Origin of the sequence: Treponema primitia ZAS-2, from assembly GCF_000214375.1 — a bacterium.
Lineage (GTDB): Bacteria > Spirochaetota > Spirochaetia > Treponematales > Breznakiellaceae > Termitinema > Termitinema primitia.
In genome coordinates this window covers 1,068,947-1,084,774 of sequence record NC_015578.1, presented here as the reverse complement: position 1 = coordinate 1,084,774, position 15,828 = coordinate 1,068,947, and the positions used below count along the sequence as shown (strand labels likewise).

Here is a 15,828-nt window from a genome sequence, read left to right as displayed (position 1 = left end):
AACCGTGGAAACGCAAGTATTTTTTGAGAGCGGGAAGTCTCCCGAGGGCAGCTTTTTCCAGCCGGGAAAGTTGCCCTTCGGTAAGGGCGGGCTGATATGATTACCCCCATTATTTATACCCTATCAAGGGTTTTTTCTACCCCTTGCTTGAGTTCTTCCAACGATATATTTAATGGTAAATAATGTTGAAACCAGCAAGGCAGTCATAACCGTAGGGATGAAAATACTGTATTTATTAAACAGCCAATTACCGGCTATGCCGATAAACACAATAAACAACTGTCCCCAATTGATGGGTTTTTCAGTCTTTTGTTTTTTCATGAAGAACTCAAGTAAAACAAGGGTAAATATCGGCACAAATACCATGGTGATAGAGGTAAGAAATTTTTCCAGTATTAGCTCAAAGCGGCTGACCGGAAAAAACACAGAAACAAATAATGTAAATATTCCAACAACTAGAATTGATGTCCTTACGTTTTTGGTTTTTATCCATTTTGTTGATGAAACGGCTGCGGAATAAATAGCGACAAAGTTAGTGGTTATAGTAGACAGTAAAACTATGCCGCAGGCGACATATCGAAACCTGCTTGATGCGATGAAAGCAAAAATATCACTCCCGTTTGAAACGACAATGGAAAGCCCGATGATATACATAAAGCAGCTTCCCAAAAAATATCCAAGAAAGGGCATTAGAGTAGCGCCAATTTTGTCATTTGCTTTGGAGGAATAGTCTCCGGCCAAGGGCAGCCAGGAAACCGGCATGGCTATGGACAATTCTATTCCTAACATTATGCTCATGTTATTTGAAATGGAAAAGGAACCGGCGGCGTATCCAAATGATTCAACGAAAAATAAAACACAAAGCCCTGCCAGGAGAACAACCGCCACATCGTTTATGCGGCCTCCGGGAGTGCCGAAAATCACGGCCCATACTATTTGAAGTATAGACAACCCCAGTGTTACTGTCCAGAAAGGCAGGGTTGGAAATACACCGGCAATAGCGCCTCCTGCCTGTACAACTAAAATAATAATCCAGCCCATAAGTTGTACCAAATTGCACAGGGCGACTAATTTTCCTCCGAGTTTACCAAAGGAAAAAGCCACGCTATCCATGGCATTAAGTTTCCGGCAATAAGAAACACACGCGCCCCCCGCAAAAAGCGCTGTTCCGATTATATGTCCGATAATTATTACAATCAGTCCCTGAACAAGTCCTAAGGGAGCAAGCAGACCGCCGGTAAATATTTCCGAAACAGAAATTGCCGCCCCAACCCATAGCAAAAACATAGCGCTTTTTTTCATAAAAACCTCCTGCGGCATATAATCGCCCATAATGTAAGCGCTTTTTAAGCAAGTGTCCTATAAACACTATAAAAATAGTAGGATACAATAACAGTAGCGTCCTGCAAAAAAAGAGTCAAGCATTTTCCCCCCCAAAAAAATATGCCCGGTTTAATATCCCGAAAAAGGGTTCCCGAGTTCCGATCCGCAGTTTCCACCGCCGTGATTGACAACAAAGCTTCAAAATCCTATCATTATTCCGTGGAGGTGAATGTCGCCTGGTGGCGGCTGCGGACTTCAAATCCGTCAAAGGGTGGAAACGTCCTTGGTGAGTTCGATTCTCACACGCCTCCGCCATTTTTTGTTGTCAAAAAGCGCAGCTCATTACCCCGTCGATAACAGCCCATATGGAAAGCAGCAGCAAAGAACTAATCGTCGGTTTCGAGGGTGTCGCCCAGGCCATTATGGCGGAGCAGGCGCTGTTGGAGCAGGGGTTTTATGTCCGCGTCATGCCCATGCCTGCGGGCATCAGGGCGGGATGCGGTTTTTGCCTCAGGTTTGTACCGGAAGACCTTGAACGGGCCGCCGTGTTTCTGTCAGAGCGGGGACTTGCTATAAGAGAGGCCTGGGAGAAATCGGGGAATGAATACAAGAAGATCATGATCAACAGTACGGATGGAGGAACCGATGGGCAAGAACGCTGAATCGCTGCTGTCAAAAGGACTACTATCCTCCTGCACAAGCGGCGGATGCGGGGCGAAGATAGAAAGCGATGGGCTTGCCAAGCTGCTGGCGGCTCTGCCTGTAAGCAAGGACAAACAGCTCCTGGTCGGCTACGACACTTCCGATGACGCCGCAGTTTATATACTTGATGAGAAAAACTCGCTCATCTTTACTGCGGACTTTTTCCCCCCCATGGTCGATGATGCCCGCACTTTTGGGCGCATTGCCGCCGCAAACGCCCTGAGCGATGTATGGGCCATGGGCGGCAAACCCATGGTTGCCCTGAACCTAGTATGTTTTCCCGAGGCCATGGACAAAAGCATCTTGGCAGAGATACTGGCCGGGGGCGCTGAAAAAATCGCCGAGGCAGGGGCCGTATTGGGTGGAGGGCACTCGATATACGACAAGGAGCCAAAGTACGGGCTGGCCGTCACGGGCATGGTCGAGACAGCAAAGGTGATACGCAACAACACTCCAAAGATCGGGCATAAAGTAATATTGACAAAGCCCCTGGGCGTAGGGATTGTGATGGCTGCACTGCGGGTGGAGATGGTGTCTGAAGGTGCCCTTCGGCAGGCACTAGCCTCTATGGAACGGCTCAACCGCTATGCCTGCGAGAGCATGGCGGGTTTTAACGTAAGCGCCTGCACGGATGTTACCGGTTTTGGGCTGCTTGTCCATGCCCTGGAGATGGCAGGGGATCAGGCGGCAATAATACTGGACCCGGAGGCCTTGCCCCTTATCCCGGAAGCGGTGGCCTATGCAAACGAATACCTGCTGACCGCCGCAGGACAGCGCAACCGCAACCGTGGGAGCAGGTACGCCGATCTAAGCGCCCTCCCCTTTGCCACCCAGGAACTGTTATTCGATCCCCAGACATCCGGGGGACTTTTGATAGCCGTAGCTCCCGACGAGGCGGAAGCGCTTGCGGCCCGCATCAGGGAAGCCGGGGACGAAAGCGCCGCAATCATAGGGGAAGTTGCACCAAAAGCGGAAAAGGTGATACTATTCCAATAAGGTACAAATAGGAGGTTAATACATGAAAACTTTAGATATGCAGGGAAATCCCTGCCCGATACCGGTGGTAAACGCCAAAAAAGCCCTTGCCGAGCAGGGCGCTGATGGCGTGGTGGTTTTAGTAGACAATTTTGTTGCGGTGCAGAACCTGGAGAAAATGGCTAAAGGAACAGGCTGCGGTTTTTCGTATACCGATGAGGGTGCATCGCTCTACAAGGTGACTATCACCAAGGACCCCAAACAGGCTTTTAACGCGCCTCCGGAAGATACCGAAACTGCATCCAATGCCCCTACTGCAGGAGGCGCGAAGAAGGGGCCGGTGGTTCTCATCACTGCGGACAGCATGGGCAGGGGGGCGGAGGATCTTGGAAAGCTGCTCATCAAGGGTTTCATATTCTCCCTGACCCAATTAAACCCCCTGCCGGAAGCGGTTATATTTTTGAATGGCGGAGCGCATCTGACCACCGAGGGAGCAAACACTGTGCCGGATCTAAAAGTGCTCCAGGAAAAAGGCACGGAAGTATATACCTGCGGGACCTGCGCCAATTACTATAAGCTGACCGAATCCCTTGCCGTAGGAAGTATCGTTGACATGATGAAAATAACAAACACCCTGGCAAAGGCCTCCGGGCTTATCACACTATAATTGTGATATGATATACGCGAATTACGCCGCCACTTCGCCTGCATTGTCCCCGGCGGTAGTCGAGGAACTGCGCGGATATTTAGAGGAGACCCACCTCAACGCCGGGCGGAATTTTGAAGGGCTGGAGGCAGGAACCATTGCATTGCGGGCCCGCAGGGCTGTAGCAAAGCTCCTGGGGGTGGCCGATCCGCTGCGGGTGATATTCTCAAGCGGCGCCACACAATCCCTGAACATGGCCATAAACGGCCTTGTCAGAGAAGGGGATCATGTACTGGCCACCAGCGTGGAGCACAACGCAACTGCCCGCCCTCTGGAGAGCCTTCGCAAAAGCGGCGTGATTGAGCTTGACTGGATCCAGTGCGATCCGGATGGTTCATTGGATCCTGAAAAGATACGCAGTGCAATACGGAAAAACACAAGACTGCTCGTTATGCCCCATGGGTCAAACGTCCTGGGCACGATATTACCCGTAACAGAATGTTTCAGAATTGCCCATGAATACGGCGTCCTGACTATCCTGGACATGGCCCAGACCGGGGGCATCCTGCCCTTTACCATGGAAGATTACGGCGCGGGGAACTCTATGGTAAGTAGCGCAGAGAACTCTCCGACTAAAGTCGGTGTTGTAAACAGCGATGTTGTTGCCTTTGCGGGGCATAAGGGGCTGCGGGGACTTGCAGGCACAGGGGGCTTCGCCATTGGGGCCGCGGCTGCAGGGCAGATGCGGCAATGGATAAGCGGCGGTACCGGCAGCGTATCCCAGTCCCTGGATATGCCTGATTTTTTGCCGGACAAGTTCGAGCCGGGCACGCAAAACACCATGGGTATACTGAGCCTTGCCGCATCGGTGGAAGAGATTTTACGCACCGGGGTCGAAACGATACGGGTGCGTGAACGCGCTTCCACGGCGCGTTTTATATCGGGCCTGGGGCAAATAAAAAAAATTAGCGTCTGCGGAACCCTTGATCCGGATCGCTGCGTACCGGTCGTTTCAATTGTCATTCCGGGAAAGGATGCCGGAGAGGTCTCACGGTTTCTGTTTGAGAACCACGGCATCATTACCCGCAGCGGGCTGCACTGCTCACCCCTGGCGCATCAGACCGCCGGGACATTTCCGGGCGGGACGGTCCGCTTCAGCTTTGGGAGCGGAACCACGGAAGCGGAGATTGACGGGATACTTGAAGCGCTGGATGGGGTGTAAAATTCTAGACAAGCCCTTATTTTTTAAAATATTCCAGTGTTTCTATTACACCCCTACCCCACCAGCACCCGCGTATCCCCAACCCGCTTCGTCAATCCCTGTGCATCCAGAAAGTCCAGCATCGCCAGGCTTTCTTTTCTATTCACGCCAATGGAATCCCGTAAAGAAGCAACCGTAATATCACCGCTCATCGAAGAAAGCGCCTTAAGCAGTTTATCCCTCATCTCCCGGGAAAAGAGCAGCCCCCCTTCTATGGTCCTGAGGTCGTCCTGTTCCCGCAGATATGCTACCGCCCGCTTTATATCGGAAGATGAGACGCCCAGTTTTTCTTCCAGTTCCGGCAGTTTTAAAAGATTGAAACCCGCAGATGTCATCGCTTCCCTGATGCGCCCCGCAAGATCCATCAACTTGCTGTCCACGGCCTGGCGGTAATCCGCCGCCCGGTAACAGGTTTTTCCCTGCACGGCAACCGGGCTTATAGCATTTCTCGCAGCCATTATGCCAAGCAGGACCTTGAAATCCCCGGCTTTAACCAAGCCTGAGCCGTGAACGCTGTCCAGGGATGTAAATAGTTTTTCTGCATCAAGACCGGAGAGTTCTGGGTATTTTGCGTGGAACTCATGGAGAATACGCAGGGCTGATCGGGTTACTGTGTCAAAGGCTTCGCTGGAGATAAAATTTTGCGGGGTACCGAATTCCAAAAAAGCGTATGTATCCGGTATTGAGGACAGTACGCTTAAAGACTCAGTAAAAGTGTCCTTGCCCATCTGGGAAAGCTCGGACAGGCCGGATACGCTAAGGATTCCTTTGTCATGGATGATAGCCGCAAGCAGAGTGACGGGGCTGAAGTCGGCGGCAAGGCTTTCAACTATCCTGGCCTTTGCCTCCCGATCCGCTTTGCCCTTTGCCAGTTCGGCGTTTGGCAGCATGATCCGCCCTCCGCCTATGGTCATGAGGGGGCTGTAAAAACGTATCACAAACCTTTGCCCGGCTGCAACTGTAATTTTTGATTCGCACAAAATCTGTACAGGAGCCCCGTTTCCCGGAACTATGCCTGACTTTTTTACACCTGCATTCATTCGCAGGAGCGAGATTCTGGCGACCACATCGGTCGTCCCCACATGGAGCCGTACCCTTTGCCAGTGGGCCACCGCTTCAAGCGCCGAAGGCAGTATCTCTAACCATGCGCTTATGCAGTCCGTGGCGATAAAAGCCCCTTTTTCGCAGACCGCGGATCCCCGCTCTATTTGGTCATGGGAAACCCCGGCAAGGTTGACGGCCACCCGCTGCCCTGCGGTAACAGAAGCGACTTTCGCCCCATGGGTCTGGAGGGAACGCACCCTTCCTACCGCGCCGGTGGGCATTATTTCTACTTCGTCGCCCTCAGAAAGACTCCCTTGATAGGATGTCCCGGTTACCACACTTCCGAAACCTTTTTTACTGAAGACCCGGTCAATGGGTAGAAAAAACGCGCCCCTGCCTTCCCGTGGAGGTATTTTGCCGATTATCTTTTCTATTTCTTCCAGGATTTGTGAAACCCCTTCCCCGGTTACCGATGAAACCGGTATGATTGGCGCCCCATCAAGGCAGGTGCCCCGGACTAATTCGAGCACTTCCGCAGTCGCCAGTTCAAGAGTTTCATCATCTGCCAAATCCTTCTTGGTCAGCGCCACCAGGCCGAACCTGACCCCAAGGATATTCAGGATATCAAGATGTTCCCTGGTCTGGGGCATGACCCCTTCGGTGGCCGCTATTATCAGCATGGCAGCATCCATGCCGGCGGCGCCTGAGGCCATGGTCCGTATGAAGCGTTCGTGCCCGGGGACATCAACGATGCTGACGGTCTTGCCGTTGGGTAAATTCAAGGGGGCAAAACCGAGTTCAATGGTTATGCCCCGGCGTTTTTCCTCCTCCAGGCGGTCGCAGTCAATACCGGTCATGGCACGTACTAAAGCTGTTTTGCCATGGTCGATATGTCCAGCCGTCCCAAATATGAAAGGATACTCCTCCATCTTATACGGCCTCCCCCCTGATAGCCGATGTGAATGAGGCGGCGATTAATTTCTCATCACCGGGCAAAAGGGTACGGAGGTGCAGGATCACCCGGCCTTCACGGATAGCCGGGATCACCGGGATGGTGGCCGCCCGCAGTCCTGCCGCCAATATTTCTGCGCTGAAAGAAGGCGAGCTTATGGCCACACCGAAACCGGGAAGCAGGTCCGTGGGGAAAGAACCGCCTCCGATGGCGTCTTCTGTCTCTACCACAGCAATAGTGAAATCACCGGCCCCGGGCTTTACTGCGCAGGGAACTTGCCGACTAAAGTCGGTGTTGCAAGTAGCGCTCTGTTTTAACAAACGACACAGACGGCGGGCTCTTTCGAGCAGGACAGGTTTGTCCGTTTCGATCATCCCAATCACCGGTATCCTTCCCTGTTTACCCGAAAGGTGGAGCCGGAGGGTCGCTTCAAAGGCCGCCAGAGTCATTTTGTCTACCCGCAGGGCCCGGAGAAGCTGATGGGACTTCATCCTGTCAATAAGCTTCTTTGACCCTGCAATCACCCCAATCTGGGGACCGCCGAGCAATTTGTCCCCGGAAAAGGTTACGACACCGGAACCGGCTTCGAGGCATTCCCGGACTGAGCACTCCCGGCTTGCCAAAGCTGCGCCAAGCGGGCCACCTACTCCAAGGGAGCCGAGGAGCCCGCTGCCAAGATCCTCCATAAACACGAGTCCCCGCTCAGCGGCAAGTTCCGCCAGTTCTTCACGGGCCGTGGTTTTGACAAAACCTTCTATCCGGTAATTTGAAGGGTGCACTTTAAGCAAAACTGCGGTGTTTTCTGTGATGGCATCGCCATAGTCTTTTATACGCGTAGAATTGGTGCAGCCCACGGCGATCATTTTCGCGCCTGAAAAGGCGAGTATTTCCGGGATCCTGAAGGAGTCGCCTATTTCAACAAGTTCTCCGGAGGAAACGATGACCTCCCGGCCTGCGGCTGTCGCTGACAGCGCCAAGAGCACTGCGGCAGCATTGTTGTTGACCACCAGCGCCGCTTCCGCGCCGGTCAGGCGGCGGAGGAGCCACTCAACATGAACATTGCGCCCTCCCCGTCCGCCTTTTTCAGGGTCGTATTCCAGGGTGCTATAGGTTCCCGATATTTCATTGACTGCAGCAAGCGCCTCAGGGGCAAGGGGCGCGCGCCCGAGGTTTGTGTGAATGATCACCCCTGTGGCATTGACCACGGGCTTCAGGGTACTGGATAATTTTAAACGGAGCAGGGTTGCAGCGCGGCTTGCCACAAGTTCATCCATCGGCATGCTGGCGGTTGTGCCGCCGTTTATTTCACGCCTGATTTCGCCAAGCGCCTCTTCTATTATTTTTTTTACATTTTCCCTTCCCAGGGAGCCGGAAAATTCGGCGGCCCAGGGTGCGTTCAGCAGCTCATCCATTGCCGGGATGGACCGCAGCAAGGTCTTTGTATCGGAATCTGTCATACTCATTCCTTTATTGTAGGATATTGTAGGGGATAAAGCCGCTTATGTAAAGTTCCATACAAAAAGGGCCATCGGGTTTCAAATTATTGAAAATTGGCAAAACAAAAGCATACAAACCTCGCCAGAGGCTTGACAGCAATGTACTATCCTTGATAAGTTGTCTAAATCATATAAATTTATCAGTTCGCTGCAAAAAAAGGAGCTTGCCATGAAACATAGTATTGTTTTGATGATCGCCGCTTCACCCAGGGGTGTACCCTGAATGGGCGGTATTGAAGGCCCGGGCGGCCGAGATTTTAAGAAAAATGAATACCAGTTTAACCCCAGGGCGCCCCTACCGCTTGCCGCACTGGAGAATTTGATTATACACAGGGCGAAAAGCCCCGCCTGCCATATAAATGAAATACCCTATTTTTTGACAGATCCCACCACGGGAGATTGTTATGAATTTTGATGCAGGTTATTTTATTGAAATTCTGCCCAGAATTTTTTCCAAATTAAATGTAACGCTGGAAATCACAGTAACGGCAACGGTTTTTGCATTAATCATAGGCGTTATCATTGCCGTTATCGCATATTACAAAATAAAGATATTTTATCCCATAACACGAGGATACGTTTCCCTTATTCGGGGCACGCCGATTGTGGCGCAGTTGTATTTTTTTTACTATGGGCTGGCCATTTACAGCGTAACCATAAGGAATATGGTTCCTGTAACGGCGGTTGCCGTTGTGCTGAGCCTGAATGTAGGAGCTTTTATGTCCGAAAGCATACGGGCTGCCTTAATGTCTGTTGATGAAGGCCAGAAGGAAGCCGCATATTCCCTGGGGATGACAAATTTACAGTTAATGCGAAGAATCATTTTGCCCCAGGCTGTCCGGGTTGCTTTGCCTCCCCTCTTTAATGACATGATCAATCTAATCAAATCATCATCCCTTGCTTTTATGCTGGGTGTCGCGGATGTTATGGGAGCCGCCAGAATGGCAGGTGCGCGCTCCTTCCGATATTTTGAGATATATGCCGCAGTGATGCTGGTATATTGGGTTATTATCTTTTTGTTTGGATTTGTACATAAATATCTGGAAAAGAAATGCCAAGCGGCTTATTAAGCTGTTTATAAGATGCACTTACTACGGATTTTCCGTATTGAGAATTAATAATTTTCTATGGAGGAGAATTACAATGAAAAAAAGAACAATACTTTTTTTTGCTATTGCCTGTACCGTAGTACTATTCATTACCGGGTGTCAGGGCAAAACAAACAATACCGCGGGGACGGCGGCGACGACGGCGAGAACCGTTACGGTTGTAACGGGAGGCGGCGGCCTTCCATACAGCCTGTTAACAGAGAGCAACGAGTGGACAGGCATCGATGGGGAGATGTGGGCGGAAATCGAAAAGCGTACAGGTTGGAATGTAGTGGTAAAGCGGGCAAGTTTCGATTCCATGTTTGGAGAGCTTTCCTCCCTTCGGGCGGATGTAGCGGCAAATTGTTTTGCTATAAAAGCGGAAAGAAGCGAAAAATACTATCCTTCCATAGCATATTACGGCGATGCACAGTGTCTCACTGTAAAAAATGATAATACAAAAATTAATACCTTTAATGACCTGGCGGGTAAAAAAGTCGGCGTTTCCTCTGGTCAGGCAAGTGAAACCATTCTGGAAGATATGTCCGGCAAATACAATTTTGAGCTCGTGGTTTATGAAGGGTTAAATACCGGCTATGCGGATGTGGATTTAGGCAGACTTGATGTAATGGGCGGCCCTGTTACAGGCGCAAATCAATACATGGACGTGTCAGGGAAAACCCTGAGAATTTTGGATGAAAAACTGCTTGCGAATAATGTAGGCTATTATTTCCAAAAAACAGATGCGGGTAAAGCGTTGTGTGAGGAAGTAAACAAGGTAATACAAGAAATGCTGGATGACGGCACCTGCGGCAGAATCGTAAAAAAATATCTGTATGAGGATATGACGATTTACATCAACTAAGGGCTTATCCATAACCCGGGCTATGCGTTTTTTCGCATAGCCTTAACTTTAAGGCAGAGCACAAGAGGGTTTAATTTATATGGCGCTACATGCAACGCCGACTTTAGTCGGACCGACTTTAGTCGGCAAGTCCCCTGCACAACCATTGGTAGTAACCGAGCATTTGTATAAGAATTTTGATGAGCATACAAAGGTGCTAAAGGACATCAATCTACAAATATACAAAAATCAGGTGGTGGCAATCATGGGACCTTCCGGAACAGGTAAATCCACCTTGTTGCGCTGCCTGAATTATTTAACGATTCCTACAAGCGGTATCATCACCATAGGCGATATCAGAATAGATGCGGAAAAACACACAAAACAGGAAATACTGGATTTACGCAAGCATACATCAATGGTATTTCAAAGCTACAATCTGTTTAAGAACAAGACAGCTCTGCAAAACATAATGGAAGCGTTAATGATTGTCCACAAAAGGCCAAAGGCTGAAGCTGAAGAAATTGCCCTGAAGCTCCTGGATAAAGTTGGGTTAATGGATCGCAAAGATTTTTATCCGTCAAAGTTATCGGGTGGTCAGCAGCAAAGAGTCGGCATCGCCAGGGCGCTTGCCGTAAATCCCAATGTAGTGCTGTTTGATGAGCCAACATCTGCATTGGACCCGGAACTGGTAGGGGAAGTGCTTAACACTATCAAAAAATTAGCTTTCGAAGGAACTACAATGATATTGGTAACCCACGAGGTGCGTTTCGCAAAAGAAGTGGCGAGCCGGGTCTTGTTTTTGGATGACGGGGCAATTGCAACGGACGGAAGCCCGTCAGAAATATTGGATAAACCTGAAAACCCCCGTATTCAACAGTTTTTGCAATATGTGAATGCGGAATAATATTCATAGGAGGAGTAATAAAACAATGATTGAACAAAGAGAGCTGCCTGAGATTTTTGAATCCTTTTCCGATGCCCGTAAACAGGGCTTTATCGCCATGAAAATCCTGAAGGAACAGGGCAAGGGAGTGGTTGGAACCTTTTGTACCTATGTGCCGATAGAACTTTTTTTGGCCGTCGGCCTCATACCTGTGGGCCTTTGTTCTACCAGCGATGAAACCATAGGGGAGGCGGAAAAGGTCCTTCCCCGCAACCTCTGCCCCCTTATTAAAGCTTCCTACGGATTCGCCGCCGCCGATAAATGCCCCTATATGTATTTTTCTGATCTGGTGGTTGGCGAGACTACTTGTGACGGGAAAACAAAAATGTACGAACTCCTGGGCAAGATCAAGGATGTCCATGTGATGGATCTTCCCCATAATCAGGACAGGCCCGCTTCCCGGGCGACCTGGATGGAAGAAATTAAACGCTTAAAGAGCAGAGTGGAAGAAAAATTCGGCGTAACCATTACGACAGAAAAACTACGCCAGGCTATACAGCAAAGGAACAAGGAACGTGCCCTTTTAAAAAACGTGTATGAACTATCGGTGATGAACCCCCCTCCCCTTTCCGGCTTACAGCAGCTTCAGATACTATTTGGCGTTCAGTTCAAATTCGATCACGAAAAAAAAGTACAGGAATTAAAAGAGACCATCAGCAAGATTACCGATGAATACCAAAACGGAAAGCATCCTGTTGCCGCCACGGCGAAACGCATCATTGTTACCGGCTGCCCCATAGGAGGGGCCACAGAAAAATTCACCCGGGTCATTGAAGAAAGCGGGGCAGTGGTAGTAGCCTATGAAAACTGTACCGGAGCAAAACAGTTTGATCGGCAGATTGACGAGTCCGCCGAACCCTACGATGCCCTCTGTGACTATTATCTCAATATAGGATGCAGCGTGATGAGTCCCAACCCAAACCGGCTTGAACTGCTGGGGCGGCTCTGCGATCAATTCAAGGCCGACGGGGTGCTGGAAATGGTGCTGCAATCCTGTCATACCTACGCTATAGAATCCTATACTATTGGGGAATTTCTCAAGACCCGTAACATACCTTTTATGAGCCTGGAGACCGATTATTCCTCCGGAGATACGGAGCAGCTTAAAACCCGTATATCCGCCTTTATTGAGATGCTATAAATGGACGGGAAAGCTGAATACTCCATCGGCATAGACTGCGGTTCCACACTATGCAAGGGAGTTTTACTAAGCCGGCATGGGGTTGCTGCTTATTCTCTGCAGCCCACGGGGTGGAATTTGCAGGAAAGCGCTTCTCATGTTTTGGCGAACCTTAAGGGCAACGCCGCCGATGTTGGCCTTAACGCAGCTGATAATGACCTGGCTGTCAATATACCGGTTATCGCCACCGGGTACGGCCGGGATATGGTGACCGAAAGGACTAAGGCTGTTACCGAAATAAGCGCCCACGCACGGGGCGCAGAATACCTGATGCCGGGGGTCAGGACGGTTATCGATATAGGCGGCCAGGACTGCAAGGTCATTGCAGTGGAAAACGGCAAGGTGACGTCTTTTCAGATGAACGACAAATGTGCCGCTGGTACGGGCCGCTTTATGCAGATGGTCTTAGAAAGGTTCAATGCTGACATAAACCTCCTGGACACTTTACTTGCCGCCGGAAAAATCATTCGATTAAATAGCACCTGCGCGGTATTTGCGGAATCGGAAATCATCGGGCTCCTGGCAAAAGGGCATAGCCGGGAAGAAATTGTAGGAGGAGTGGCGCTGTCCATGGCAGTAAAGATAAGCAGCCTTGCTGCCAGGGTCGGCCTCAAACCTCCGGTAGTATTAACCGGAGGACTTGCGGAAAGCTCCGGTATCCGCAGGGCGCTTTCAGAGGTACTCAAGGTTGATGTGCAATTTTTACCCCAGGGAATCTACGCAGGCGCCATTGGGGCGGCTTGTATCGGGGTATTCTAATAGAAATACTGCGCGGGGAACTTCGTTGCAAGTAGCGCGGGAAACTTCGTTGCAAGTAGCGCGGGGAACCTGCTGGCTAAAGTCGGTCTGACTAAAGCCGGCCTTGCAAGTTGCGTTCCGCCTGCTCCAGGTCTTCTTTGTAGTTGATATTGAAAAACATCTCCCCATCACCAAATTTTTGTAAGGTTTCACCATGGATCATGTGGACATTTAACTGGTCAAACACCAGGCGTATCTTGTATATTCCCCGGGACAGGGCTTCCCCCATGGGTGCAGCACAGCTTTTTTTATAAAAGGAATTAAAAAGTTCCAGGTCGCCGTTATCATGCCGGGCAATGCACACATCAGGGCCTTCCCGGGCCAAGAGTTCCTGCATATAGGCGATATAGTCAGTATTGATAAAGGGCATATCGCAGGCAACCACATAGAGGTACTCGCTGGTGCAGCGGAGCAAGCCCTGATAGATGCCCGCCATGGGACCCTCACCAATGCTGTCGGGAAGGGTAATGAGGCCGCTCACCCCCGTAGGGTTATTGGAGGAGATGAACACCTCATTGAAAAGTTTCCCCAGCCGTTCAACAAGGCTGGGAAGCAAGCGCTCCCCAGCCAGTTCCAGCTTTTTTTTGTCGTAGCCAATCCGCTTACCCTGGCCACCGGCCAGGATCAGGGCGCTGCCTGTCAGCGGCTTGGCTTCTTCACTCACTCTTATAACTCGTGTGCAGAAGCTCGTGGGATTTGTGTCCGTTGGGCTTCTCCAGGAATTCGGCGTAGATCTTCTTTATCGCCCCGCTTTCGTGGGACTTCCGTTTCGGCAGGGCCTTGTCATGGTCATAGGTGGCATTGCGCCGGCTCTGGTATGCCTCGGGAACATCAGTGTCTGACAGCAGTTTCGGCTGGCCTCCACCGGAGATGCAGCCTTCGGGGCAGGTCATGACTTCCACAAAGTGGGCGTCCAGGGTTCCTGCCTGAAGCTGTTCTATCACCGGGTCTATGTTCTTAAGATTGGTAACCACCCCTACCTTGAGGGTAAGATCCCCAGCCTTGATCTCCGCCCGACGGAAGCCGTCGCTTCCCCGCACAGCATTGATGTCCACATCCTTGAGTTCCTTGCCGGTGATCAGGGTGTAGCCGGTCCTGATGGCCGCTTCCATAACCCCGCCGGTTACGCCGAAGATGGCCCCGGCCCCGGTATACTCGCCTAAGGGCATATCAAATTCTTCATCCGGCAGGGTAGCCAGATCTATGCCCTTGTACTTGAGGAGATAGCCCAGTTCCCGGGTGGTGATCACCACGTCGATATCCTGCCAACCCGAGGAGTTCATCTCCGCCCGGGCAGCCTCAAAGGTTTTGCAGGTGCAGGGCATGACCGATACGTTATAAACCTTGGCGCCCTTGACCCCGTCGAGCTTGGCACCGTAGGTTTTAAAAACCGCGCCGGCCATCTGCTGAGGGCTCTTGCAGGAGGAAAGGTGTTTGGTAAGTTCGGGGTGGTTGTTCTCCATATACCGGACCCAGCCAGGGCAACAGGAAGTAAACATGGGTAGGACGCCTTTTTCGGTGACCCGCTTTACCAGCTCAGTGCCCTCTTCCATGATGGTGAGGTCCGCAGAAAAATTCGTGTCGTAGACTTTTTTGAAGCCCAGCCGCCGCAGGCCTGCGGCCATCTTGCCGGAAGCCAGGGAGCCCAGGGGCAGGCCGAAGTCTTCCGCAATACCCACCCGCACCGCCGGGGCGGCCTGCACAATCGTGAACAGGGAAGGATCGCCCAGGGCCTTGATCACTTCCGCCAAATGGCTCACGTTATGGGCCGCAAAAAGGGGCTCCCGCACTGTTTCAGGCAGCATCCGCTCCTCGCGCTTTTTATTGTACATTTCCGGGCCGTGATCGATCAGGGAAACATAGGACTTGCATTTCTGCACACACTGGCCGCACATAACGCAGCGTTCCGCAACCAGGGTCTGGGCTTCACCGGGGTTTCCCTCAATAGCATAGACCGGGCAAACCTTGGTACATTCCTGACACCCCGTACAAATATCTTTATCTATCTGAATTACCGCCATGATTACTGCACCCCCTTGCTGCTGCCCTGAATGGCTTCCGCCGCTTCACTTGACCTGATCCGTTTTTCCCGCAGTTCTTCTTCCGTGTCAACCACCCGCAACGCTTCGTTGGGGCAGGTGGCCACGCAGGCGGGGCCATTCTCCCGATCCGGACAGAGGTCGCACTTGAACGCCGGCGCCGCACCGCCGAGTTCAGGCAGGATATCCGCCCCTATAATCTGGATGGCCCCAAAGGGACAGGCCAAAGCGCAGTTCCGACAACCGATACATTTTTTGCCGTTCACCACTACAGACCCGTCTTTCCGTTCCAGGGCGCCGGGCAGGCAGGACTGGAGACAGGGTGCGTTTTCACAGTGGTGACACTGGATCGGCATCTTGATAGTCTCAGTCCGGGTTAGGTATAAATTGGGAATAAGCGGTGTAGTAACCGTCCCAACCGTTTTCAGGACCCCTTTCTGGTGGGCCGCAAAACACGCCACCTCGCAGGCCCTGCACCCGGTACACTTTTCCGGGTCAGCCAATACAAAAAACGCTCCCTCTCCGCTCATAGAA

Annotated in this window: 15 protein-coding genes and 1 tRNA gene; 10 read left to right on the top strand and 6 right to left on the bottom strand. The window is 51.3% G+C overall.

The annotated features are described in order from the left end of the window. Positions 1–123: 123 nt before the first annotated feature. Positions 124–1,302 (bottom strand): SLC5/6 family protein, encoded by a 1,179-nt coding sequence (locus TREPR_RS04860; RefSeq protein WP_015707182.1) that lies wholly within the window; start codon positions 1,300–1,302, stop codon positions 124–126. Between the two features lie 242 nt (positions 1,303–1,544). Between TREPR_RS04860 and TREPR_RS04855 the strand changes: the two genes are divergently transcribed. The 5 genes from TREPR_RS04855 to TREPR_RS04835 all read left to right on the top strand — a co-directional run bounded on the left by TREPR_RS04855 (position 1,545) and on the right by TREPR_RS04835 (position 4,868). Beyond that, positions 1,545–1,638 (top strand) — tRNA-Sec (locus tag TREPR_RS04855). Between the two features lie 50 nt (positions 1,639–1,688). After that, positions 1,689–1,985 carry a putative Se/S carrier protein gene (locus tag TREPR_RS04850; RefSeq protein WP_015707180.1) on the top strand — a complete coding sequence of 99 codons (297 nt, stop codon included), beginning with the start codon at positions 1,689–1,691 and terminating at the stop codon, positions 1,983–1,985. Beyond that, positions 1,969–3,021: a selenide, water dikinase SelD gene (selD, locus tag TREPR_RS04845; protein WP_015707179.1), complete on the top strand. Its 1,053-nt coding sequence runs from the start codon at positions 1,969–1,971 to the stop codon at positions 3,019–3,021. The genes TREPR_RS04850 and selD overlap by 17 nt, the downstream gene beginning before the upstream one ends. Positions 3,022–3,043: 22 nt before the next feature. Beyond that, positions 3,044–3,667 carry a sulfurtransferase-like selenium metabolism protein YedF gene (gene yedF / locus TREPR_RS04840; RefSeq protein WP_015707178.1) on the top strand — a complete coding sequence of 208 codons (624 nt, stop codon included), beginning with the start codon at positions 3,044–3,046 and terminating at the stop codon, positions 3,665–3,667. 7 nt (positions 3,668–3,674) lie between these two features. Then, the gene (locus TREPR_RS04835) at positions 3,675–4,868 is read left to right on the top strand and encodes an aminotransferase class V-fold PLP-dependent enzyme (RefSeq protein WP_015707177.1); all 1,194 of its coding nucleotides are present in this window, start codon (positions 3,675–3,677) and stop codon (positions 4,866–4,868) included. 53 nt (positions 4,869–4,921) lie between these two features. Here TREPR_RS04835 and selB read toward each other — a convergent pair whose 3' ends face one another. Together selB and selA are read right to left on the bottom strand one after the other, a co-directional pair. Further along, positions 4,922–6,880, bottom strand: a complete 1,959-nt coding sequence (gene selB / locus TREPR_RS04830; protein WP_015707176.1) for a selenocysteine-specific translation elongation factor — start codon at positions 6,878–6,880, stop codon at positions 4,922–4,924. A 1-nt stretch (position 6,881) separates the two neighbouring features. Next, entirely contained in the window at positions 6,882–8,360 is a 1,479-nt protein-coding gene (selA, locus tag TREPR_RS04825; protein ID WP_015707175.1) for an L-seryl-tRNA(Sec) selenium transferase, read from the bottom strand. A gap of 443 nt (positions 8,361–8,803) precedes the next feature. On the opposite strand from selA, the gene TREPR_RS04815 reads away from it, so the two are divergent. From TREPR_RS04815 to TREPR_RS04795, 5 genes are all read left to right on the top strand, one after another. Continuing rightward, positions 8,804–9,469, top strand: coding sequence for an amino acid ABC transporter permease (locus tag TREPR_RS04815; RefSeq protein ID WP_015707172.1), 666 nt, complete (start codon positions 8,804–8,806; stop codon positions 9,467–9,469). Between the two features lie 37 nt (positions 9,470–9,506). Further along, positions 9,507–10,352 (top strand): transporter substrate-binding domain-containing protein, encoded by an 846-nt coding sequence (locus TREPR_RS04810; RefSeq protein ID WP_201765764.1) that lies wholly within the window; start codon positions 9,507–9,509, stop codon positions 10,350–10,352. A 79-nt stretch (positions 10,353–10,431) separates the two neighbouring features. Further along, on the top strand, positions 10,432–11,238 hold the full coding sequence (locus tag TREPR_RS04805) for an amino acid ABC transporter ATP-binding protein (RefSeq protein WP_015707170.1): 807 nt from the start codon (positions 10,432–10,434) through the stop codon (positions 11,236–11,238). A 25-nt stretch (positions 11,239–11,263) separates the two neighbouring features. Next, entirely contained in the window at positions 11,264–12,418 is a 1,155-nt protein-coding gene (locus TREPR_RS04800; RefSeq protein ID WP_015707169.1) for a double-cubane-cluster-containing anaerobic reductase, read from the top strand. After that, positions 12,419–13,216: an acyl-CoA dehydratase activase gene (locus tag TREPR_RS04795; RefSeq protein WP_015707168.1), complete on the top strand. Its 798-nt coding sequence runs from the start codon at positions 12,419–12,421 to the stop codon at positions 13,214–13,216. Between the two features lie 91 nt (positions 13,217–13,307). Here the strand turns inward: TREPR_RS04795 and mobA are convergent, their stop codons facing one another. Genes mobA through TREPR_RS04780 form a run of 3 tightly spaced genes read right to left on the bottom strand, consistent with a single transcriptional unit; the run spans position 13,308 to position 15,824 of the window. Further along, positions 13,308–13,919, bottom strand: a complete 612-nt coding sequence (gene mobA, locus TREPR_RS04790) for a molybdenum cofactor guanylyltransferase (RefSeq protein ID WP_015707166.1) — start codon at positions 13,917–13,919, stop codon at positions 13,308–13,310. Then, the gene (locus tag TREPR_RS04785) at positions 13,912–15,276 is read right to left on the bottom strand and encodes a [FeFe] hydrogenase, group A (RefSeq protein WP_015707165.1); all 1,365 of its coding nucleotides are present in this window, start codon (positions 15,274–15,276) and stop codon (positions 13,912–13,914) included. The genes mobA and TREPR_RS04785 overlap by 8 nt, the downstream gene beginning before the upstream one ends. A 2-nt stretch (positions 15,277–15,278) precedes the next feature. Then, positions 15,279–15,824, bottom strand: a complete 546-nt coding sequence (locus TREPR_RS04780; protein ID WP_015707164.1) for a 4Fe-4S dicluster domain-containing protein — start codon at positions 15,822–15,824, stop codon at positions 15,279–15,281. Between the last annotated feature and the right edge of the window lie 4 nt (positions 15,825–15,828).